At 76.2% G+C, this 22111-nt stretch carries 17 protein-coding genes and 1 rRNA gene; 15 read left to right on the top strand and 3 right to left on the bottom strand.

The features are described from left to right. The 3 genes from rrf to ACH4B3_RS14620 all read left to right on the top strand — a co-directional run. Positions 1–88 (top strand): 5S ribosomal RNA (rrf, locus tag ACH4B3_RS14610); the annotation flags it as partial. Between the two features lie 326 nt (positions 89–414). Then, entirely contained in the window at positions 415–1548 is a 1134-nt protein-coding gene (locus tag ACH4B3_RS14615; protein ID WP_398463180.1) for a hypothetical protein, read from the top strand. Positions 1549–1598: 50 nt separating this feature from the next. Continuing rightward, positions 1599–2519 carry a tetratricopeptide repeat protein gene (locus ACH4B3_RS14620; RefSeq protein WP_398463534.1) on the top strand — a complete coding sequence of 307 codons (921 nt, stop codon included), beginning with the start codon at positions 1599–1601 and terminating at the stop codon, positions 2517–2519. A gap of 112 nt (positions 2520–2631) precedes the next feature. Here ACH4B3_RS14620 and ACH4B3_RS14625 read toward each other — a convergent pair whose 3' ends face one another. Continuing rightward, positions 2632–3993, bottom strand: coding sequence for a DUF1015 family protein (locus ACH4B3_RS14625; protein ID WP_398463181.1), 1362 nt, complete (start codon positions 3991–3993; stop codon positions 2632–2634). An 81-nt stretch (positions 3994–4074) separates the two neighbouring features. On the opposite strand from ACH4B3_RS14625, the gene ACH4B3_RS14630 reads away from it, so the two are divergent. From ACH4B3_RS14630 to ACH4B3_RS14645, 4 genes are all read left to right on the top strand, one after another. Further along, positions 4075–5130, top strand: a complete 1056-nt coding sequence (locus ACH4B3_RS14630) for an HAD hydrolase-like protein (RefSeq protein WP_398463182.1) — start codon at positions 4075–4077, stop codon at positions 5128–5130. A gap of 413 nt (positions 5131–5543) precedes the next feature. Beyond that, positions 5544–6599, top strand: coding sequence for a FecCD family ABC transporter permease (locus tag ACH4B3_RS14635; protein WP_398463183.1), 1056 nt, complete (start codon positions 5544–5546; stop codon positions 6597–6599). Beyond that, positions 6596–7675, top strand: coding sequence for a FecCD family ABC transporter permease (locus ACH4B3_RS14640; protein ID WP_398463184.1), 1080 nt, complete (start codon positions 6596–6598; stop codon positions 7673–7675). Before ACH4B3_RS14635 ends, ACH4B3_RS14640 begins: the two co-directional genes overlap by 4 nt. A 74-nt stretch (positions 7676–7749) precedes the next feature. Next, positions 7750–8610 (top strand): ABC transporter ATP-binding protein, encoded by an 861-nt coding sequence (locus ACH4B3_RS14645; RefSeq protein WP_398463185.1) that lies wholly within the window; start codon positions 7750–7752, stop codon positions 8608–8610. Here ACH4B3_RS14645 and ACH4B3_RS14650 read toward each other — a convergent pair. Continuing rightward, positions 8558–8905 (bottom strand): sterol-binding protein, encoded by a 348-nt coding sequence (locus ACH4B3_RS14650; RefSeq protein ID WP_398463186.1) that lies wholly within the window; start codon positions 8903–8905, stop codon positions 8558–8560. The two genes, ACH4B3_RS14645 and ACH4B3_RS14650, sit on opposite strands and share 53 nt — an antisense overlap. 66 nt (positions 8906–8971) lie before the next feature. Here ACH4B3_RS14650 and ACH4B3_RS14655 point away from each other — a divergent pair, with 66 nt between their 5' ends. The 5 genes from ACH4B3_RS14655 to ACH4B3_RS14675 all read left to right on the top strand — a co-directional run bounded on the left by ACH4B3_RS14655 (position 8972) and on the right by ACH4B3_RS14675 (position 15628). Further along, complete coding sequence (locus tag ACH4B3_RS14655) at positions 8972–9490, top strand: hypothetical protein (RefSeq protein ID WP_398463187.1); 519 nt, start codon at positions 8972–8974, stop codon at positions 9488–9490. A gap of 7 nt (positions 9491–9497) precedes the next feature. After that, complete coding sequence (locus ACH4B3_RS14660; RefSeq protein WP_398463188.1) at positions 9498–10319, top strand: TlyA family RNA methyltransferase; 822 nt, start codon at positions 9498–9500, stop codon at positions 10317–10319. Continuing rightward, complete coding sequence (locus tag ACH4B3_RS14665; RefSeq protein WP_398463189.1) at positions 10316–11248, top strand: NAD kinase; 933 nt, start codon at positions 10316–10318, stop codon at positions 11246–11248. Before ACH4B3_RS14660 ends, ACH4B3_RS14665 begins: the two co-directional genes overlap by 4 nt. Positions 11249–12236: 988 nt before the next feature. Further along, positions 12237–13982 carry a DNA repair protein RecN gene (gene recN, locus ACH4B3_RS14670; protein WP_398463190.1) on the top strand — a complete coding sequence of 582 codons (1746 nt, stop codon included), beginning with the start codon at positions 12237–12239 and terminating at the stop codon, positions 13980–13982. A gap of 518 nt (positions 13983–14500) precedes the next feature. Next, positions 14501–15628, top strand: a complete 1128-nt coding sequence (locus tag ACH4B3_RS14675; RefSeq protein WP_398463191.1) for a glycosyltransferase family 4 protein — start codon at positions 14501–14503, stop codon at positions 15626–15628. A 347-nt stretch (positions 15629–15975) separates the two neighbouring features. Here the strand turns inward: ACH4B3_RS14675 and ACH4B3_RS14680 are convergent, their stop codons facing one another. Then, positions 15976–17757 carry a PucR family transcriptional regulator gene (locus ACH4B3_RS14680; protein WP_398463192.1) on the bottom strand — a complete coding sequence of 594 codons (1782 nt, stop codon included), beginning with the start codon at positions 17755–17757 and terminating at the stop codon, positions 15976–15978. Between the two features lie 184 nt (positions 17758–17941). Between ACH4B3_RS14680 and ACH4B3_RS14685 the strand changes: the two genes are divergently transcribed. From ACH4B3_RS14685 to ACH4B3_RS14695, 3 genes are all read left to right on the top strand, one after another. Further along, positions 17942–19474 (top strand): APC family permease, encoded by a 1533-nt coding sequence (locus ACH4B3_RS14685; RefSeq protein WP_398463193.1) that lies wholly within the window; start codon positions 17942–17944, stop codon positions 19472–19474. A gap of 10 nt (positions 19475–19484) precedes the next feature. Beyond that, positions 19485–21143, top strand: coding sequence for a flavin monoamine oxidase family protein (locus ACH4B3_RS14690; protein WP_398463194.1), 1659 nt, complete (start codon positions 19485–19487; stop codon positions 21141–21143). 129 nt (positions 21144–21272) lie between these two features. Next, positions 21273–21809: a GNAT family N-acetyltransferase gene (locus ACH4B3_RS14695; protein WP_398463195.1), complete on the top strand. Its 537-nt coding sequence runs from the start codon at positions 21273–21275 to the stop codon at positions 21807–21809. Positions 21810–22111: the final 302 nt, after the last annotated feature.

Below are 22111 nucleotides of genomic sequence, written 5' to 3' on the forward strand. Positions count from 1 at the left end.
CGGTTACATTCCGAACCCGGAAGCTAAGCCTTTCAGCGCCGATGGTACTGCAGGGGGGACCCTGTGGGAGAGTAGGACGCCGCCGAACAATTTTTCAAGGACCCTTGGTCCCAGCGTTCACGCTGGGACCAAGGGTCCTTTTTTGTTTGCCGAAGCGCGCCGATAAGTCAGGTGCGCGAGAATGACTGCGGTACCTCATGACAGGAGTCACGTCGATGTCCACCAACTCCCCTGACGACAGGCCGGAGCGCGAGCCGCGACGGCGCGACGGCGGCGACCGGCGTGATTTCCGCAGCTCTGGGCCGCGGCGTGACGACCGGGGGCGTGGACCCCGTCGTGACGACGACCGGGGCGGTCGGTTCGGCGGCCAGGGCCGGCGCGACGGTCGCGATGACCGCCCGGCCTTCCGCCGCGATGACCGTCGTGATGATCGCCCGGCCTTCCGCCGCGATGACCGTCGTGATGATCGCCCGGCCTTCCGCCGTGACGACCGGCGCGACGACCGTCCTGGGTTCCGCCGCGACGAGCGTCCGCCGTTCCGTCGTGACGAACGCCAGGACGACCGGCGTGACGAGCGTGGGCGTGGACCCCGCCGTGACGACCGGACCGGCGGCTTCCGTCGCGACGAGCGCCGTGACGAGCGTCCGGCGTTCCGCCGTGACGACCGCCGTGACGACCGGCGTGATGACCGTCGGGACGAGCGGCCCCGTGGCCCCCGCCGTGAGGACGACCGGGGCGGACGTCCGGGCGGCTTCGGCCGACGCGATGACCGGGACCGGGGCGGCCGCGGCTTCGAGCGCCGTGACGACCGTCCGTCCTTCCGGCGTGACGACCGGAGTGACGACCGCCGTGACGACCGACGCGATGACCGCCGTGACGACCGTGGCTCCTTCCGGCGCGACGACCGGGACCGTGACCGTCCGGCGTTCCGGCGCGACGACCGCCGCGACGAGCGGGGCGACGGCCGCCCCGGTTTCCGGCGTGACGACCGTGGGGACCGGCCCGCGTTCCGCCGTGAGGACCGGCGCGACCAGCCGTTCCGTCGTGACGAGCGGCGGGATGAGCGTGGGGACGGTCGCCCGGCGTTCCGTCGTGATGACCGCCGTGACGAGCGTGGGGATGGCCGTCCGGCGTTCCGTCGTGACGACCGGCGGGATGAGCGTGGGGATGGCCGTCCGGCGTTCCGTCGTGATGACCGCCGTGACGAGCGTGGGGATGGCCGTCCGGCGTTCCGTCGTGACGACCGGCGCGATGACCGCCGTGACGACAGGGCACCGTTCCGCCGCGATGACCGGCGTGACGACCGGCGTGACGACCGCCGGGACGACCGGCCGCGCGGCCCCCGCCGGGACGACCGTGACGGCGGCTTCCGGGGACGGGACGACCGTGACCGTGGGCCGCGTTCGTACGGCCAGGGCCGTGGGCGGGACGACCGCGGGGAGCGCTCGGGCGGTGGCTACGGACGGCGGGACGGCCGTACCGGTGGCTTCGGCCGGCGGGACGACCGTGGGGACTTCGGGCGGGAGCGCAGCGACCGGGAGCCGGTGAAGCGGCTGCCGATCCCGGAGGACGTGACCGGCCAGGAGATCGACAAGGACGTGCGGCAGGAGCTGATGAGCCTGCCGAAGACGCTCGCCGAGGACGTCGCGCGGAACCTGGTCATGGTCGCCAAGCTGCTGGACGAGGACCCCGAGCAGGCGTACGGGTACTCGCGGGTCGCGCTGCGGCTCGCCTCCCGCGTGGCGGCGGTTCGGGAGGCGGCGGGCTTCGCCTCGTACGCGACCGGCAAGTACGCGGAGGCCCTGGCCGAGTTCCGGGCCGCCCGGCGGATGACCGGCTCGGTGGAGCTGTGGCCGGTGATGGCCGACTGCGAGCGCGGCATGGGCCGTCCGGAGCGTGCGCTGGCCATGGCCGGTGAGCCGGAGGTGCAGAAGCTGGACCGGGCCGGGCAGGTGGAGATGCGGCTCGTCGCGGCCGGCGCCCGGCGCGACATGGGCCAGGCCGATGCGGCGGTCGTGACGCTGCAGAGCCCCGAACTGGCCTCCCACTCCATCCAGCCGTGGACCGCGCGGCTGCGGTACGCCTACGCGGACGCGCTGCTCGCGGTCGGCCGTGAGGACGAGGCACGTGAGTGGTTCGCCAAGGCTCTGGAGGCCGACCAGGGCGGCACGACGGATGCTTCGGACCGGCTCGCGGAGCTGGACGGGGTGGAGTTCGTGGACGCGCTGGTTCCGGACGAGGACCTGGAGCCGGGTGCCGAGGACGTCGCCGAGGCCGGTGGCGAGGACGCCGCTGAGATCGGTGCCGAGGCCGGTGCCGAGGACGCTGTCGAGGAGGCCGGTGCCGACGCCTCGGACGTTGTCGGTGACGTGTCCGCTGACGCGACCGGCGACCGGGCCGAGGAGACGGCCGGCGAGCCGACCGGTGACGGGTCGGACCTGGTGGACCGGGAGCCGGCCGAGGGACAGGACGGCACCGGCGACGCCGGGACCCCGGCGCGCGACGACGACCGGGACTGACGCCGGAGCGCCGCGGGCCGCCGGCTGAGCGGCCGAGGCAGAGCAGAACGAGGGCGGAACCCCGGACCGGGGTTCCGCCCTCACGCGTCCGCCGGTGCCGGGCCGGCGGCGATCAGCCGAGGTCGAGGGTGCGCAGCACCAGGCCGGTGGCCGGCTTGGGTCCGAAGGAGGTCGACTTGTGCGGCATGGCCACGCCCTGCCGGGCGAGGTCGTGCACCACCTGTTCGCCGACCGGCCGCAGCAGCACGGCCGTACCGCCGTGCCGTTCCGTCTGCTCCACGGCCGCCTCGGCGTCATGGATGTAGCCGATGTGGGCGGGGGAGTCGGGCACCTGCCAGAGGTGGTCCAGCAGCAGGGAGTGGAGCACCGTGGCGTCCAGCCGGCGCCAGGCTTCCGGCCGGCCGCCCGGAACGGTACGGGCCAGCAGCGCGGGGTCCGGCCGGTCGAGCAGGTGGAAGCGCCCCTCCCCGGCCAGCAGGAAGGCGTTGGCGGCGGGGTTCCCTCCGGTGCCGTCGGCGGGTTCGCCGGTGCCCGCCGCGTCCAGTGCGGCCAGGGCGCGGGGGAGCGGGCCGTCCACGGTCCGTACCCGGAAGGCGTCGCCCAGCGCGGCGAGGGCGGTGGACAGCGGCAGCTGGTGGAGCAGCCGGTGGATGGCCCGTACCCGGAGCGGGTAGCGGGCCGTGTCCACCAGGAGTACCAGGCCGAAGTCCCAGGGCCCCGGATCGCGGTGCTCGGACCGCAGCCGCAGATAGGTGGCCCAGCGGTGGTGTCCGTCGGCGATCAGCGCCTGGTGGTGCGAGAGGTCGGTGCTGATCTCGGTCACCTCGGCGGGGTCGGACACCCGCCACAGCACGTGGTTGAAGCCGTCCTCGGTGGTCGTGGACAGCAGCGGGGGGCGGGTGACGACCCGTTCGATGACCCGGGCGGTGCCGGAGTCCCGGCCGGGGGCCGCGCCGGTCGGGACGGCGGCGTCGGCCGGGGTGGTGGAGCGGCCGTTGCCGCGGTAGGCGAGGAGCAGCGGTTCGAGGTTGGCGCCGGTGGCGCGCATCAACGCCGCGCGGTCCTCCACGACATGCGGCATGACCTCCTCGTGCGGCAGTACGACGCCCTCGTCGCTCGGGCTGAGCCGCAGGGCCCCGATGACGCCGCGCTGCAGCACCTCGTCCCGGCGCTGTTCGTAGACGTACAGGGCGGGTTCGGGGTCCGCGGCGAGAACTCCCTCGGCCTGCCAGCGGTGCAGGGTGTCCGCGGCCTGGCGGTGCCGGTCGGCCGGGGTGTCGGCCTGCGGGAGGATGAGCCGGACGATGTTGTGCGGGTCGGCGGTCTCCAGGGCGCGGAGTCCGTCCGGCCGGACCACGACGTCGTAGGGGGGTGAGGTGACGGCGGCGAGGCTGCCGACTCGCTCCGGGACGTATCGCAACGCGCGGAACGGGGCGAGCTGGAGGCCGTGCCCGACAGGCCCAGGAATGCTCATCGGGGCATGCTATGCGGTGAACGGGCATGAGCGATGATCGGGGTGACGAACCCACTCGAATCCGCTAAGGAGCGGCTCCTCATGACGCAGCAGGCCCGGACCAGGCCCGACCGCAGTACCCGGCCGCTGAGCCAGGCGTACGACACCGCGCTGCTGGACCTCGACGGGGTGGTGTACGCGGGCGGCGAGGCGATCCGCCACGCCGTCGGGTCGCTGGGCGCCGCCCGGGACGGCGGCATGCACCTGGCCTATGTGACCAACAACGCGCTGCGCACCCCGGAGGCGGTGGCCGCGCACCTGACCGAACTCGGGGTGCCGGCGGAGCCCGGCGACGTGATCACTTCCGCGCAGGCGGTCGCGCGGCTGATCGCCGAGCAGGTCCCGGCCGGTGCGCGGGTCCTGGTGATCGGTGGTGAGGGGCTGCGGGTGGCGCTGCGCGAACGCGGCCTGGAACCGGTGGAGTCGGTGGATGACGACCCGGCCGCGGTGGTGCAGGGGTACGGCGGCCCGGAGCTGACCTGGGGCCGGCTGGCGGAGGCGTCGTACGCCGTGGCGCGGGGCGTGCCCTGGTTCGCCTCCAACACCGATCTGACGATCCCCGGCGCGCGGGGCATCGCGCCGGGCAACGGCGCGGCGGTGGAGGTGGTGCGCATCGCGACCGGCCGCACGCCGCGGGTCGCGGGCAAGCCGCTGCCGCCGATGCACCGGGAGACCATCCTGCGGACCGGCGCCCGGCGGCCGTTGGTGGTCGGCGACCGGCTGGACACCGACATCGAAGGAGCCTGGGCGGGCGGGGTGGACTCGCTGCTCGTGCTGACCGGGGTGACCACGGCGGCCCAGCTGCTGGCCGCCGGGCCGCGGCACCGGCCGACGTATCTGGACGCCGATCTGCGCGGCCTCCTCGCCGGGCAGCCGGAGGTGGCCCCGGTGGGCGGCGCCGGCGGGGGCGGGCACGGCGGCGGCTTCGGCTGCGGGGGCTGGACGGCCTTCGCGGAACCCGGCGGGCTTCGGCTGGCGGGGGAGGGCGAGGACCCGCTGGACGGGCTGCGGGCGCTGTGCGCGGCGGCCTGGACGGCGGCGGGTGACGGGGCGTACGAGGGGGACGCGGGGAAGGCGCTGGCGCGGCTCGGGTGGTGACCCGGCGGCGGTCGGGCGCACCGCGGGCCGCGGCCTGGGCGGTGCGCGGCACCCGCGGCCGGTGACGCCCGCCGGCGGAAGACCGCCGGCGGGGGTCTGCCCGGGAACCGGGCCCCTCACGTGCCCGGCTCCCGGCCGCGGCGGTGCGGAACCGCGCCGGGGCGGACCGGCCCCGGGCGCGGGGCCGGTGCGGCGGTCGCCACGTCCGCGGCGGGGTCCGGCCCGCCGGCGGCGTCCGCGGGCGGTGCGCCGGAGGGCGGGCGGCCCGGGCCCGGCGCGGGGCTCGCGGCGGTGGCACCGCCTTCCAACAGGAACGATGGGCAGTTAGGTAACCTAACCTAATCTTGTGCCGGGTGCGGTTCCGCCGTCCCGGCCGACTGCCCGTCCCGTGCCGCTGCGAGGTGGAGTTCCGCGTGTCCCTGGCCAGTCCCGTACGCACCGGGGCGGAGGCGGCGCCCGTGCCACCGTCCGCCTCCGCCCCCGTCGTACACCGTGCGGCCGGGCTGCTCGCCTCGGTCGTCCTGCTGGCGGTGGTGGCCGCGGCCAGCATCGCGATCGGCTCCAAACCGATCCCCCTGGACCAGGTCTGGCACGGGCTGTTCCACTACTCCGGGGAGGAGTCCGACGTGGTGGTCCGGGACCTCCGGGTGCCCCGGACCGTGCTCGGCCTGCTCGTCGGCATCGGACTGGGCCTCGCCGGCGCGGTGATGCAGGCACTCACCCGCAACCCGCTCGCCGACCCGGGCCTGCTCGGGGTGAACGCGGGCGCGTCCGCCGCCGTCGTCTCGGCCATCAGCTTCCTCGGCGTCACCTCGCTGACCGGCTACGTGTGGTTCGCGCTGCTGGGCGCGGCGACCGCCGCCGTGCTCGTGTACGCCCTCGGCGGCAGCCGCGGCGCGACACCGGTGCGGCTGGCCCTCGCCGGCACCGCGACCTACTCGGCCCTCTTCGGCTACGTCTACGCCGTGCAGATGCTGGACACCGCCGCGCTGGACAAGATGCGTTTCTGGACGGTCGGTTCGCTCGCCTCGGCCAACATGACGGTGGTCGAGCAGGTCACGCCGTTCCTCCTGGTCGGAGTGGTCCTCGCACTGGCCCTGGGCCGGCCGCTGAACGCCATCGCGCTGGGCGAGGACACCGCCCGCGCCCTCGGTGCCCGGCCCGCCGTCACCCGGGTGCTCGCCATGGTCGCGACCACGCTGCTGTGCGGCGCCGCGACCGCCGCGTGCGGACCGATCGCCTTCGTCGGGCTGATGGTCCCGCACATGGTGCGCGCGCTTACCGGCCCGGACATGCGCTGGATCATGCCGTACGCGGCCACCTTGTCACCGGTGCTGCTGCTCGGCTCCGACATCATCGGCCGGGTCGTGGTCCGGCCGTCCGAGCTGCAGGTCGGCGTCGTCACCACGCTCGTCGGCGGACCGGTCTTCATCTACCTCGTACGCCGCCGAAGGATGGCCCAGCTGTGAACGCGAGCACCAAGGCCGGCACCGGCACCACCACCGGGGCCGGCGTCCGCGGCCGGACCCTGCGCACCCGCGGCCTGTCGGTCCGCCTCGACCCGCGGAGCCTGCTGGTGGGGCTGCTGCTCACCGCCGTCGCGCTCGCCATGAGCGTGGTGCTGATCGGCACCGGCGACTTCGCGATCCCGCCGGCCGACGTGGTGCGCACCCTGTTCGGCGGCGGCACCGCGGCCCAGGACTTCATCGTCAACGACCTGCGGCTGCCCCGCGTCCTGGTCGGGCTCCTCGTCGGCGCCGCGCTCGGCCTGGCCGGAGCCATCTTCCAGAGCCTCACCCGCAACCCGCTCGGCAGCCCGGACGTGATCGGCTTCGGGCAGGGGTCGGCGGCCGGCGCGCTCACCGTCATCGTGCTCTTCCAGGGCGGCACGGTCGCGGTCGCCTGCGGGGCGGTCGCCGGCGGCCTGCTCACCGGCCTGGCCGTCTACCTCCTGGCCTGGCGCCGGGGCATCCACGGCTACCGGCTGGTGCTCGTCGGCATCGGCGCGTCCGCGATGCTCAGCGCCGTCAACGGCTACCTGCTCACCAAGGCGGACCTGCTGGACGCGGCGCGCGCCCTGGTCTGGGTGACCGGCTCGCTCGACGGACGCGACTGGGCCCAGGTGTGGCCGCTGCTCCTCGCCTGCGCCGTGCTGCTCCCGGTGATCTTCGGCAACGCCCGGGCGCTGCGCATGCTGGAGATGGGCGACGACAGCGCGTACGCCCTGGGGGTGCCGGTCGAACGCACCCGCTTCGTGCTGATGCTCACGTCGGTCCTGCTCACCGCGTCCGCCGCCGCGGCGGCCGGGCCGCTGGCCTTCGTCGCCCTGGTCGCGCCGCAGATCGCCCGCCGGCTCACCCGCGCCCCCGGCCCCAACCTGCTGCCCGCGGCCCTGACCGGCGCGGTGCTGCTGATCATCGCGGACTGGACCGCGCAGCGGGCGTTCGGCGCCGACCAGCTGCCGGTCGGGGTGCTCACCGGGGTGCTCGGCGGGGTCTACCTGCTGTGGCTGCTGGCCACCGAGCGCCGGGCGGGGCGGATGTGAGCCGCGGACGCCCCGACCGCCCGGCCCGGCACCAGCCGCGACCCGTGCCCGACGACAAGGAAGCCCCGACCGCCATGCCCGACACCACCGCCCAGCGCCTCACCGCGCAGGGGCTCACCCTCGCCTACGACGGCCGGACGGTCGCCCGGGACCTGACCGTGACCATCCCCGACAACTCCTTCACGGTGATCGTCGGACCCAACGCCTGCGGCAAGTCCACGCTGCTGCGGGCGCTGTCGCGGATGCTCAAGCCCGCCGCCGGCTCGGTGCTCCTGGACGGCCAGGTCATCGGCTCGCTGCCGGCCAAGAAGGTCGCCCGCACCCTGGGGCTGCTCCCGCAGTCCTCCACCGCGCCGGACGGCATCACCGTCGCCGACCTGGTGGCCCGCGGCCGCTACCCGCACCAGGGGCTGCTGCGGCAGTGGTCGGAGACCGACGAGCGGATCGTCGCCGAGTCGATGGCCGCCACCGGGGTGGCGGAACTCGCCGACCGGTACGTGGACGAACTCTCCGGCGGACAGCGCCAGCGGGTGTGGATCGCCATGGCCATCGCCCAGCAGACCCCGCTGCTGCTGCTCGACGAGCCCACCACCTACCTGGACATCCAGCACCAGATAGACGTGCTGGACCTGTGCGCGCAGCTGCACGAGGAGCAGGGCCGCACCCTGGTCGCGGTCCTGCACGACCTCAACCACGCCGCCCGCTACGCCACCCACCTGATCGCGATGCGGGGCGGCGAGGTGATCGCCGAGGGCGCTCCGCACACCGTGGTCACCGCCGAGCTGGTGGAACGCGTCTTCGGGCTGCGCTGCCAGGTCATCGAGGACCCGGAGGCCGGGACCCCGCTGGTGGTGCCCGCGGCCCGCAAGCCGCTCCGCCGGACTACAGCAGCTTCCGCAGCCGCAGCAGGTCCCGGAAGCCCGCTTCCAGCCTGACCCGGCCGCCCGCCCAGGCCCGGGCGAAGTTCAGCTCCCCGGCGACCAGCGCCACCAGGTCGTCGCCGGTCATCGCCAGCCGGATGTGGGCCCGCCCGGGCGGCGGCCCGGGCACCGGGACCACCTCGACCAGCCGGCCGTCCGCCAGACGCCCGGTGAACGTGGTGTCCAGGTCGGTGATGCGGCAGCTGACCGAACGGTCGACCGAGGCGGCGCTGCGCAGGTCGCCGTTCGCGTTCGCGAGGTTCTCCGCCAACCGGTCCAGCGCGTCCCGGCACTCCTCGATGGTCGCCATGGTCACCGACCGTACCGCAGGGCCGCGCGGCCCGGACGGCCCCCGTTTCGCGGTAGCGTCGGAGCCATGAACGAGCCGATGCCGGAGACACCGCCGCAGGTCCGGCCAGGGCCGGCGCCCCGCCCCGCACCCGGCTCCGCCCCCCGGCCCGGCGCCTCCGCCGCCCCGGCGCCCGGCGCGCCCCACGCCGCCCCGGCGCCCGGCGCGCCCCACGCCGCCCCGGCGCCCGGCGTGCCCGCCCGCCCGCTCCCGGCCCCGCCGGCCGGCCCAGGCGGGGAGGAGCCCGCCCCGGCAGCCGCCCCCGCGGCGGAGCGGACCGCGGTGGCGGCGGGCGAGGCACCGGACCTCCCCGGGGCGTCCGGTGCCCCCGCCGCCCCGGCCCCGCTGGGAGTGGCCCGCACCCCCACCGGCCATCCGCGGGTCGACGCGGAACTCGACCGGCTCGGCGACGCCGATCACCTCGCCGCCGGCGGTCACCTGGAGGTGTACGAGGATGTGCACCGGGGCCTGCGCGACCTGCTCACCGCACTCGACCGGCGCCCCGGCCCTCCGGCCCCCGCCACCCCGCACGACACCAGGAGCTGAACCACACGTGGCAGCCAACCGCAGCCAACGCCGACGACTCGACGCGGAGCTGGTGCGCCGCAAGCTGGCCCGCTCCCGCGAGCACGCCGGCCAGCTGATCGCCGCGGGCCGGGTGACGGTCGCCGGGACCGTCGCCACCAAGGCCGCCACGCAGGTCGAGACGAGCGCCGCCCTCGTGGTCGCCCAGGACGACGACGACCCGGACTACGTCTCCCGCGGCGGCCACAAGCTCGCCGGGGCGCTGGCCGCCTTCACCCCCCGGGGCCTGGTCGTGGCCGGCCGCCGCGCCCTCGACGCGGGCGCCTCCACCGGCGGTTTCACCGATGTGCTGCTGCGCGCCGGGGCCGCCGGGGTGGTCGCCGTCGACGTCGGCTACGGACAGCTCGCCTGGTCGCTGCAGAGCGACGAGCGGGTCACCGTCAAGGACCGCACCAACGTCCGGGAACTGACCCTGGAGCACCTCGACGGCGCTCCCGTGGACCTGATCGTCGGCGACCTGTCCTTCATCCCTCTTGGCCTGGTGCTCCCCGCGCTGGTCCGCTGCGCGGCACCCGGCGCCGACCTGGTCCTGATGGTCAAACCGCAGTTCGAGGTGGGCAAGGAGCGGCTCGGCAGCGGCGGTGTGGTCCGCAGCAGCGCCCTGCGCGCCGAGGCCGTGGTCACCGTCGCGGAACAGGCCGCCGGACTGGGCCTCGGCGTGCTCGGTGTCACCGCCAGCCCCCTGCCCGGGCCCTCCGGTAACGTCGAGTACTTTCTGTGGATGCGCGCCGGGGCGCCGGCACTTGACCCGGCCGATGTCGACCGTGCAGTGGCGGAGGGGCCTCGTTGACCACTACTCAAGCAGCTTCAGCAGCACCGACAACAGCCGAACGCACCGTTTTCCTGCTCGCCCACACCGGCCGTCCGGCGGCCGTCCGCAGCGCCGAGCTGGTCGTGCAGGGCCTGCTGCGCAGCGGCATCGGAGTGCGGGTACTCGCCGAGGAGGCCGCCGACCTGCCGCTGCCGCCCGCCGTCGAACTGGTCGACGCCGACGCCGCGGGGGTCCTGGAGAGCTGCGAACTGCTCGTCGTCCTCGGCGGCGACGGAACCCTGCTGCGCGGCGCCGAGTTCGCCCGCTCCTCCGGGGTGCCGATGCTCGGCGTCAACCTCGGCCGGGTCGGGTTCCTCGCCGAGGCAGAGCGGGACGACCTGGACAAGGTGGTGGACCGGGTCGTCACCCGCTCCTACGAGGTCGAGGAACGGATGACCCTCGATGTGCTGGTCCGCAACGACGGGCAGATCGTGCACACCGACTGGGCGCTGAACGAGGCGTCCGTGGAGAAGGCGGCCCGCGAGCGGCTGCTGGAGGTCGTCACCGAGGTGGACGGCCGGCCCGTCTCCCGGTTCGGCGGCGACGGCGTCGTCTGCGCCACCCCGACCGGCTCCACCGCGTACGCCTTCTCGGCGGGCGGCCCGGTGGTGTGGCCCGAGGTCGAGGCGCTGCTGATGGTGCCCATCAGCGCCCACGCGCTGTTCGCCAAGCCCCTGGTCACCGCTCCCGACTCGGTACTCGCGGTGGAGGTCCAGCCGCAGACCCCGCACGGGGTGCTCTGGTGCGACGGCCGGCGCACCGTCGAGCTGCCCGCCGGCGCCCGGGTGGAGGTGCGGCGCGGCGCGGTGCCGGTGCGCCTGGCCCGGCTGCACCACGCCTCCTTCACCGACCGGCTGGTGGCCAAGTTCGCCCTGCCGGTCGCGGGCTGGCGCGGCGCCCCGCAGTAACCCGCACGGGGCGCCCCCGGCGACGGCACCGGAGCGGGCGGCCGGTGCCGGGGGCGGCCCCCCTCACCCTTGGGGCCGCCGGGCGGTGCGCGGCCGCCGTGACACGTGCCGCGGTGGGCGCGGCCCGCGGTACGTGGCACGGCCCGTGCCGGGCGGGGCCCGGCGGCGACCGTGCCGGCGGCCCCGACCGGGGCCCGCCGTCTCCCCGCGGGCCCTGGCGGCGGACGCCGCGCTGCGGCCCACCGGTCCGTGGAGACCGTCCCCGGGCGCTCCGGGGCCCACCGAGGCGGCGCGGCGGGCCGGAGGCACCGGCGGGGCGCGGAACGCCGCCCCCTGGGCGTGGACACGGACCGCGGATCGCGGACCGCACGGCGGTGTCCGGAGCCGCGTCGCCCGGCCCGGCGAGTTCGCCCGGCTCTGGGCGTGGCAAGCTCGTCCGGCCCCGGGGGCGGTGTGGCAACCTCGCCCGTCCCTGGGTGGCGGCCCGGCGGGCCCTCCCGACCCCGGGTGGCGGCCCGGCAGACTCACCTGACCCTGGGGACGGTGCGGCAGGCGGGCCTGACCCCGAGCGGCGGCGCCTGGACCCCGAGCGCTGGTGCGGCAGGTTCTCCCGACCCTGGCGGCGGTTCGGCAGGCTCGCCTGACCTGGGCGGGGACCCGGCAGGTTCGCCCGGCCCCGGGCGGCGCCCGGCGGCGCGCCAGGTTCACTGTGCCCGGGTGGCGGCCTGGCGGTCTCGCTCGACCCCGAGCGGCGGCGCCTGACCCCGGGCGGCGGTCCGGCAGACTCACCTGGCCCCGGCGGCGGGTCGGCAGGGCCTCCGGAGCCCGGCCCGGCGGCGGTCCGGCCGCCCCGTGTGGCCGGCCGGACCGGTCCATCGGCCGGGCGCGCGGACCCGCCGGGTAACCCGTCCGGGTGGGCGCCCGGACGGCCGCGCGGGCGTCCGGAGCCCGGGCCCGTCGCATCCCCGCCCCCAAACCTCGTAAGGTCATGGGCGTGCTGGAGGAGATGCGGATACGTGCGCTGGGCGTCATCGAGGACGCCGTGGTCGAGCTGTCCCCGGGATTCACCGCGGTGACCGGCGAGACCGGCGCGGGCAAGACCATGGTCGTCACCAGCCTCGGCCTGCTGCTGGGCGGACGCGCCGACCCCGCCCTGGTGCGGATCGGAGCCAAGGCGGCGGTCGTCGAGGGCCGGATCAGGATCGACGAGCGGTCACCCGCCGCGGTCCGGGCCGAGGAGGCCGGTGCCGAGCTGGACGACGGGGCCCTGCTGGTCAGCCGGACCGTCTCCGCCGAGGGGCGCTCCCGGGCCCACGTCGGCGGCCGGTCCGCCCCGGTCGGGCTCCTCGCCGAGCTCGCCGACGACCTGGTCGCCGTACACGGGCAGACCGACCAGCAGGGCCTGCTGCGCCCCGCCCGGCAGCGGCAGGCCCTGGACCGGTACGCGGGGGACGCCGTCACCGGGCCGCTGGAGAAGTACGGCGCCGCCTACCGCCGGCTGCGCGCCGTCGCCGCCGAGCTGGCGGAGCTGACCACCCGCGCCCGTGAGCGGGCCCAGGAGGCCGACCTGCTGCGGTTCGGGCTGGAGGAGATCGCCGCCGTCGAGCCGCGGCCGGGCGAGGACGCCGAGCTGGCCGCGGAGGCCGAGCGGCTCGGCCACGCCGAAGCGCTCGCCTCCGCGGCCACCGCCGGCCACGCCGCGCTGGCGGGCGACCCGGAGGACCCGGAAGGGATCGACGCCGCCACCCTGGTGGCCGGGGCGCACCGGGCACTGGAGGCCGTCCGGTCGCACGACCCGGCGTTGGCCGGCCTCGCCGACCGGGTCGCCGAGATCGGCATCCTGCTCTCCGACGCGGCCGGTGAACTGGCCGGCTACGCCGACGACCTGGACGCCGACCCGCGCCGGCTGGCCGCGGTGGAGGAGCGCCGCGCCGCGCTCAACCAGCTGACGCGCAAGTACGGCGAGACCATCGCGGACGTTCTGGCCTGGGCGGAGGAGGGCGCCGCGCGGCTGACCGAGCTGGACGGCGACGACGACCGGATCGGCGAGCTGACGGCCGAACGGGACGCGCTGCGCGCCGAACTCGGCGAGCTGGCACAGGCCCTCACCGACGCCCGTACCGAGGCGGCCCGGCGGTTCGCCGACGCGGTCACCGACGAACTCGGCCAACTGGCGATGCCGCACGCGCGGGTGTCCTTCGCCATCCGCCAGACCGAGGTGTCCGAGGAGGCCGCGGGCATCGAGGTCGGCGGCCGGGCGGTCGGCTACGGCCCGCACGGCGCCGACGAGGTCGAGCTGCTACTCGCCCCGCACCCCGGTGCCCCGCCGCGGCCGATCGCCAAGGGCGCCTCGGGTGGCGAGCTGTCGCGGGTGATGCTCGCGGTCGAGGTGGTCTTCGCCGGTTCCGACCCGGTGCCCACCTACCTCTTCGACGAGGTGGACGCGGGCATCGGCGGCAAGGCGGCGGTCGAGGTCGGCCGGCGGCTGGCGCGGCTGGCCAGGACCGCGCAGGTCGTGGTGGTCACCCATCTGCCGCAGGTCGCCGCGTTCGCCGACCGGCACCTGGTGGTGGAGAAGACCAACGACGGCTCCGTGACGCGCAGCGGGGTGCAGGCGATGGAAGGTGAGGACCGGGTGCGCGAACTGTCCCGGATGCTCGCCGGCCAGGAGGACTCGCAGCTGGCCCGGGCGCACGCCGAAGAACTGCTGGAGGCCGCCCGCGCGGGCCGCTGAGCCGCGCCCCGGCCCCGGTCCCGCCCGGGCTCCGGCCCGCCACCCGGCCGGAGCCCGACCCGGTTCGGAGACCGATCCGGAGACCGATCCGGAGACCGATCCGGCTCGGAGACTGGTCCGGTCCGGCGCCGCCCCGGTCCGACGCCGGGACGGGTGGTGCGGGCGTGGTCCGCCGGGCCCCGGCGGGGACGCCCGGCGGCCCCCGGACGCAGCCGTCTCCCCCGGAAGGCCGCAGCGCCCCGCCCTCGTCCCCGGGGGGACGCCGGGGCGGTCCCGGCACCGGCCCGCGCGGGGCCGGGAAACCCGCCCCGACCTGCGGACCGACCCACCCGCACCAGTCGGTAGCGGGCCGTCCGAGGCTCGCCCGTGCGGGTGGTGACGGGGGCTTGGGAGCGGACCGCGCGCCACGAGCGCCGGTGGCCGTGGTGTGGGAAGGGGCGCGCGGACTGGCATCCTGGGCACAGCGCACCGCGTCACTTTCACGTCCCTCTCCGACATCGTCCAGGAGCCATGCCCGCGTGAGCAGCACACCGGTCCCGTCACCGCACGGGCAGTCGCCGCCGCACGCCGTCCAGGTGCTGGGCAGCGGAAGCGGCGGCAGCGTGGGCAGCGGGGTCCATGTCCGGTCGCTCGCCGCCGGGCTGGTGGCCCGCGGGCTGCGGGTGACCGTGTGCGCCCCCGGCGAGGCCGAGCCGGTGTACGGGTTCGCCTCGGCCGGCGCCCGATTCCGCCCGGTTGACGCGCGTACCGCGGCCGGGCGGGTGGCGGCGGTACGGGCCGCCTGCGCCAGCGCCTCGGTGGTGCACGCGCACGGGCTGCGGTCCGGGATGCTGGCCGCGCTGGCGCTGCGGGGCCGCCGCACTCCGCTGGTCGTCACCTGGCACACCCGGCCGCGGGCCGAGGGCGCCGGCGGCCGTACGGTCCGACTGATGGAGCGCGCGGTGGTGCGGGCCGCCGCGGTGGTGCTCGGGGTGTCGTCCGACCTGGTGGACCGGGCGCGGGCGCGCGGGGCCCGGGACGCCCGGCTCGCCCCCACGGCGCTGCCCGCGCCGGGCCCGCCGCCCGCCCGGGGCGACGGGTGGCGGCACAAGGTACGCGCCGAACTCGGGGTCGTGGAGCGGCCCTTGCTGCTGACCGCGGGCCGGCTGGAGGAGAACCGCGGGTACGGGCCGCTGCTGGACGCGGCGAGTGCCTGGCTCCGCTTGGACCCGCCGCCGCTGCTGGCGATCGCGGGGGAGGGGCCGGCCCGGGCCGCGTTGCGGCGCCGGATCGACGCCGAGGGGCTGCCGGTGCGGCTGCTGGGCCGCCGTGAGGACCTGCCCGACCTGCTCGCGGTCGCCGATGTGGCGGTGCTCTCCAGCCCCTGGGAGGCCCGCCCGCCGCTGGCCCAGGAAGCGTTGTACGCCGGGGTGCCGCTGGTGGCCACCGCGGTCGGCGGGGTGCCGGAGCTGGTCGGCGAGGCCGCCGAGCTGGTCCCCTACGGCGACCCGTGGGCGCTCGCCACCGCGGTGGCCCGGCTGCTGGCCGACCCGGTACGCCGGGCGGACCTGGCCGAGGCGGGGCGTGTCCAGGCGGCGGGGTGGCCGGACGAGGACGACACCGTCTCCCATGTGCTGCGGGTCTACGACGAGCTGACCGTCTGCTGAGACCGCGGAGCGGGCGGAGGGCGGACGGCGGCGGGTGACGGACGGGTGTACCGGGGCACCGTGGGCGGACCGGGCGTGCGCGCCCGGGGGCGCGGTGCCGGCGCCCGGAGCACCGGAGCCGCAGCTCCGAAGTCCGGGTGCCGGTCCGGGGAGTTCACACGGGGCGGATGCCCCGGGGCTCGGGTGCCGCTTCCGGGCCTTGGAGCCGTGCCCCGAAGTCCGGGTTCCGGTTCGGGGAGTTCCGGTGACGCCTGCGGAGTCCCACCACTGTGCCCCGGGGCTAGGGGACCGCTTCGGGGCCGGGTACCGTCCCCTGGAAGCACGGGCCGCCCCGCCGGCGGGGCGGTTCACTGCGCGTGGCGGCGGGCCTGGAGGGCCAGGCCCAGGGCGAGCACCGTCTGCGGGTCGTCCAGGTCGCTGCCGAGCAGGCGTCCGATCCGGGCCAGCCGGTCGTACAGCGTCTGCCGGTTGAGGTGCAGTTCGCGGGCGGTCTCCGCCTTGCGGCCGGCATGCGCCAGGTACGCCTCCAGGGTGGGGATCAGCGGCGGCCGGGCGGTGCGGTCGTGGGCGATCAGCGGGCCGATCACCCGGTCGACGAAGGCCGCCAGGTCTCCGTGCTCCCGCAGTCGCCACAGCAGCACGTCGACCTCGGTGCGGCGGACGTCGTGCCAGGCCCGGTCGGCGGGCCCCGGGGCCGCGCTCGCCGCTTCGGCGGCGTGGCGCAGCTCCCCGCCGACCGTCTCCCAGCCGCCCGCGACCCCCACCACCACCGTCGGCGGCCGCGAGCCCGCCCGCTCCGGCCAGGCCCGCTCCACCCCGGCCCGCAGCGCGGCCGCCACCCGGTCGGCGACGGCGGTCCGCTCCGCCGGGTCGCGCAGCCCCACCAGCAGGGGCACCCGGCCCTCCGGCAGCCGTACTCCGAGGAGTACCGGGACCCCGGCGGCGGCCAGCTCCTCCTGCACCGCGTGCGCCAGCGCCGCCCAGCTCTCCTGCGGGCCGGCCGCCGAGCCCGGCGCCATCCGCACCGCCACCCGCATGACCACCGGCAGCAGCGACCCGCCGGGCGGCGGCCGGAAGCCCAGCACCCGGGCCTGCGCGGGGGCGTCCGCCGCCTCGATCCGCTCCTCGGCGAGATCGGTGAGGAAGTCCCCCCGGCCCCGGGCGGCCAGCTCCTCCTCCTGGCGGGCCTGGAGCAGGACCACCGCCAGCAGGTCGGCGGTGCGTTCGGCCGCGATCCGGTGCACCGGCGCCAGCGCGCCCGCCACCGGAAGCACCGTCAGCCGGGCGCGGACCCCGCCCGGCCCCCGCCCGCCGCCCGGGATGTCCATGACCACGCTGCCGGCCGGTGGTTCCGCCCGCTGGGCCATCAGCCCGTCCCACACCTGCAGTGGGTCCGCGGTGCCGGGCTGGGCGGCCGGGCCCGGCCCGGCCGCGTACAGCAGCTGCCCGTCGGGTGTCTCCAGGAACACCGGATTGCCGGCGAAGGCCGCGAACAGCCGCAGGATCTCCGGGACCCCGCCGCCGCCCAGCAGCGCCCGCGTGCAGCGCCGGTGCACCTCCTCGGCGCGGCGCAGCAGGGCGTAGTGCTCGTTGACGATCTCGGTGTGGATCTCCTCGGTGACCGTCACGAACGGCACCTCGCGGCGCAGCTGGACCAGCGGCAGCCCGACCGAGCGAGCCGTGTCCACCACCGCGGCGGGCAGCGCGGTGAACCGCGACCCCAGCTCCACCACCAGGGCGGCGATCTCCCGCTCGGCCAGGGTACGGACGAAGGAGCGCTGCTCGGCCGGTCTGGGGCCCAGCCCCAGACCGGTCGTCAGCAGCAGTTCGCCGCCTTTGAGGAGGGAGGCGATGTTCGGCACCTCGCCGGCGTGCACCCAGCGCACCGGCCGCTGCAACCGGTCCTCGGCGGCGACCACTTCGGGCAGGCCGCGGCGGAGCGCCGGGAGTTCCAGCACCCGCGCCACGGTGATGGTGGTGCCCTGCGGGCCGGGCCCCCGGGACGTGGCCCCGGGCGCGTCCCGTTCGGTTCCCCGGGCCGGTCCCGGCGCGAGGGCACCGGCGGGTTCTCGCGGCGGTCCCTGCGGACCGGGATCCGGAGACGGCTCCGGTCTTCCTTGCGGCTCCATGGTGGCGAACGCTACCCCGCCCGGCGGGCCGGAGGGCGCCCGGCGGACCGGCGTGCCACCGCGGCGGCTCCTGACAACCTGTCGCCTCCGGGGAGCGATTGGCGGACCGCCTGTCGGTTGTGGCACAGGTCACTTCATCGGGAAGCTGACGGCCTTCCAGCGGCTCGCACGCGAAAGAGGCGGTATGACGACAGCATCCACCGGCACCGCGGGGCAGGGCACCGGGGGCCCGCGCGAGGTGCACCGGCTCAAGGCGAACTCCGTCGGGCTGACCGGCGTGGTCTTCATGGCGGTGGCGACCGCCGCGCCGATCACCGCCATGACCGGCAACCTGCCGATCGCGGTCGGCTTCGGCAACGGCACCGGCGCGCCGGCCGGCTATCTCTTCGCGACCGTCGTCCTGACCGTGTTCTCGGTCGGCTACGTGGCGATGGCCAGGCGGATCACCACCGCGGGCGCCTTCTACGGTTTCATCTCGCACGGGCTGGGCCGGGTCGCCGGGATGGCGTCCGGTCTGCTGGCGGTGCTCGCCTACGTGGTCTTCGAGGCGTCGATCGTCGGGGTGTTCGCCTTCTTCGCGGAGACCACGGTCGAGGACCAGCTCGGGGTGGAACTGCCCTGGCCCGTCTACGCGGCTGTCATGCTCCTGATAACCGCCGTGCTGTCGCACTTCGACATCCACCTCACCGCCAGGGCGCTGGGCGTCATGCTGGTCGCCGAGATCGCGGTGCTCTTCGCCGTGGCCACGGCCGTGGCCGTGTCCGGCGGCGGCCCCGACGGCATCCCGACCGCGCCGGTCAACCCCGCCAACGCGTTCACCGGCACCTCGGCCGGCCTCGGCCTGTTCTTCGCCTTCTGGTCCTGGGTCGGCTTCGAGTCCACCGCGATGTACGGCGAGGAGTCCCGCGACCCCAAGCGCGTCATCCCGCGCGCCACCCTCCTCTCCGTCACCGGTGTCGGCCTCTTCTACATCTACGTCTCCTGGATGACCATCGCGGGCAACGGCGGCGCGGGCGCGGTGCGGGCCTCCACCTCCGCCACCCCGCTCGACCTGTTCTTCCACCCCACCCGGGAGTTCATCGGCGGCTGGGCGGTGGACGCCTTCCAGTGGCTGCTGCTGACCGGCTCGTTCGCCTGCGGCATGGCCTTCCACCAGTGCGCCGCCCGCTACCTCTACGCGATCGGCCGCGAAGGCTTCCTGCACCCGGCGCTCGGCCGCACCCACCCGCGGCACGGCTCGCCGTACCTCGCGTCCCTCGCCCAGACCGGCACAGCCGTCGCCCTGGTGGCCGCCTTCGGGCTGGCCGGCAAGGACCCCTACATCCACCTGTACACGCTGCTCGCCATCCTCGGCACGATGGCCATCCTCATCGTCCAGACGCTGTGCTCCTTCGCCGTGATCGGCTACTTCCGCCGCAACCACCCCGAGGACCGGCACTGGTTCCGCACCTTCACCGCCCCGCTGCTGGGCGGCGCCGGGATGGCCGCCGTGGTCGTCCTGCTCGTCCTCAACATGGACACCGCCGCGGGCAGCGCCTCGGGCTCGCTGCTGTTCCGGCTCATCCCCTGGATCGTCGGCGCCGTCTTCTGCGGCGGCCTCGGCCTCGCGCTCTTCCTCCGGGCCAGACGGCCCGGACGCTACGAGGTCATCGGCCGCATCGTCCTGGAGGACGCGGCCGAACGCGAACCGGAACCGTCCCCGACCGACACCGTCTGAGGAGTTCCCCATGGCCCGTACCCACGCCATGCACGCCCTGCGCCGCCTGGCCGCCGAACACGCCGCCGCCCGGCGGCTGCGGCTGCCCGTCGCCGAGTGGCGCGGCCGGTCCGCCGGGACCGCCGCGGACCCCGGCGCCAGCCGCCGCGAGCTGCTCCGGCGGGCCGCGGCCGCCGGAGCAGCCATCCCGGCCATCGCCGCCCTGCCCACCGCCGAGGCCCACGCGGCGCCGCCCCGGCCGGTCCGCGCCGACGCGCCCCGGATCGCCGTCGTGGGCGCGGGCATCGCCGGCCTCACCGCCGCCCTCACCCTCCATGACGCGGGCCTGGCCTGCACCCTCTACGAAGCGGACCCCTCCCGGGTCGGCGGCCGGATGTACTCCCGGCGCGACCACTGGGCGTACGGCCAGACCTCCGAGATCGGTGGCGAGCTGATCGACACCGAACACAAGAAGATCCGCGCCCTGTGCCGCCGGTTCTCCCTGCCGACCGAGGACTTCGCCGGCGGGGGCCCGGCCGGAGCCGAGGAGATCCTCTGGTTCGACGGCGGCTACTACCCCCGTGAGCGGGCCGACGAGGACTTCAAGGACGTCTACCAGGCGCTCCGCCGCGATCTTCAGGAGGCGGGGGAGGTCAGCTGGGACCGGTCCACCCCGGCCGGGGTCGCGCTGGACACCATGTCGATACATGAATGGATCGACAGCCGGGTGCCCGGCGGCCACACCTCGCGGCTCGGTCGCTTCATCGACGTCGCCTACACCGTCGAGTACGGCGCCGACACCGTCGACCAGTCCGCCCTCGCCCTGGTACTGCTCATGGGCTACCAGCCCAACCCCGGCCACTTCAACGTCTGGGGCCTGTCCGACGAGCGGTACCACATCGTCGGCGGCAACGACCGGCTGCCGCACGCCATCGCCGGGGCGCTCCCGGACGGCACGATCCGGCCCGGCTGGGCGCTGCGGGCGGTACGCGCGAACCCCGACGGCAGCCAGACGCTGACCTTCGACGACTCCGGCGCGGTGCGCACCGTCACCGCCGACCACACCGTGCTGTGCGTCCCGCTGCCCGTGCTGCAGCGGCTCGACCTGTCCCGCGCCGGGTTCGACCCACGGATGCGGAACCTGCTGCGGGACGCGCGGATGGGCCACTGCACCAAGCTCAACATGCAGTTCACGCACCGTCCGTGGCGCGGTACCGGGCCCTGGCCCGGGGTGTCCGCGGGCGACTCCTTCACCGACACCGAGGTCCAGCAGACCTGGGACACCACCAGGATCCAGCCCGGTACCGGCGGCATCCTCATCCAGTACGCGGGCGGCGGCCCGGCCCGCGCCCTCACCCCGGGCGCACCGTTCGCCACCGAGACGGATCCGTACGTCGCCGCCCTCGCCGCCCGGCGGCTGGCCGGGATCGACACGGTCTTCCCCGGGACCCGGGCGGCGTGGACCGGCCGCGCCGAGCTGTCCGCCTGGCACCTCAGCCCGTACGCGCTGGGCGCCTACTCGTACTGGCCGGTCGGCTATCTGCACCGCTACGCCGGGTACGAGGGCACCGTGCAGGGCAACATCCACCTCGCGGGCGAGCACACCAGCTACGACTTCCAGGGCTTCATGGAAGGCGGCGCCACCGAGGGCGAACGCGCCGCCCGGGAGGTCGTCGGGAAGCTGCGGTAGCGGCCGGGTCGGCGGCGCGGCGGTCCGGGCCGGTCGGTCCCGGCCCGGACCGGCCCGCGGTTCCCCCGGCCCTGCCGGCCGTGGGCTGGCGGCGGGCCGGGCGGTGGCCGGGTCCGCCACTATTGGCCCATGCCCGAGATACAGCTGCTCCGCCCGGACCACGCCCCGGCGCTCCTCGCCTTCGAGCGGGAGAACCGGGCCTATTTCGCCCTGTCCGTCCCCGACCGGGGCGATGACTACTTCGCGCGGTTCGACGAGCGGCACCGCGACCTGCTGGCCGAGCAGGAGGCCGGGGTCTGTCTCTTCCATGTGCTGGTCGGTGCCGCGGGCGAGGTGCTGGGGCGGGTCAATCTCGTGGACGTGGCGGACGGCGCCGCGGAGCTCGGGTACCGGATCGCCGAGCGCGCCGCGGGCCGGGGGCTGGCCACCCGGGCCGTGCGGGAGCTGTGCGCCCGGGCCGCCGGCAGCTACGGGCTGACCGTCCTGCGCGCGGCGACCACCCTCGACAACGCGGCGTCCCGGGCGGTGCTGGCCCGCTCGGGGTTCACCGTCACCGGCGAGCGGCGGCTCGCGGGCCGCCCCGGTCTGTCCTATGTCCGCGATCTCGCGGATCTCACCGCTCCGCCCGGTGCGCCGGCCGCCGGTGGGGTGACGCCCACACCGTGATCAGCCGGTCGTCCGAAGGCTCCACCCCCGGACGACCGCCGCTCGGCGGGCGTCGCCGGCCCGGCCGGGACCGCACAGGTCGGAACCCCCCCGGTCGGGCCCCCGGTCGGGCCCCCTGTCGGGACCGCCCCGGGAGGAAACCCCCCTGTCGGGACCACTCCGGCCGGAACCGCCCCGGTGACCGGGTTCCGAGCCGGCGGCCCGAGCGCCGCCGGCTCGTCCTCCTCGTCGATGCCGACGAGGAGGACGAGCCAGGCGTGCGGGCGGCGAGGGCGCCGGGAGCCCCGCGGCGGTGTTGTACC

The sequence above is a fragment of the Streptomyces sp. NPDC018031 genome (assembly GCF_044327625.1).
Classification (GTDB): Bacteria; Actinomycetota; Actinomycetes; order Streptomycetales; family Streptomycetaceae; genus Streptomyces.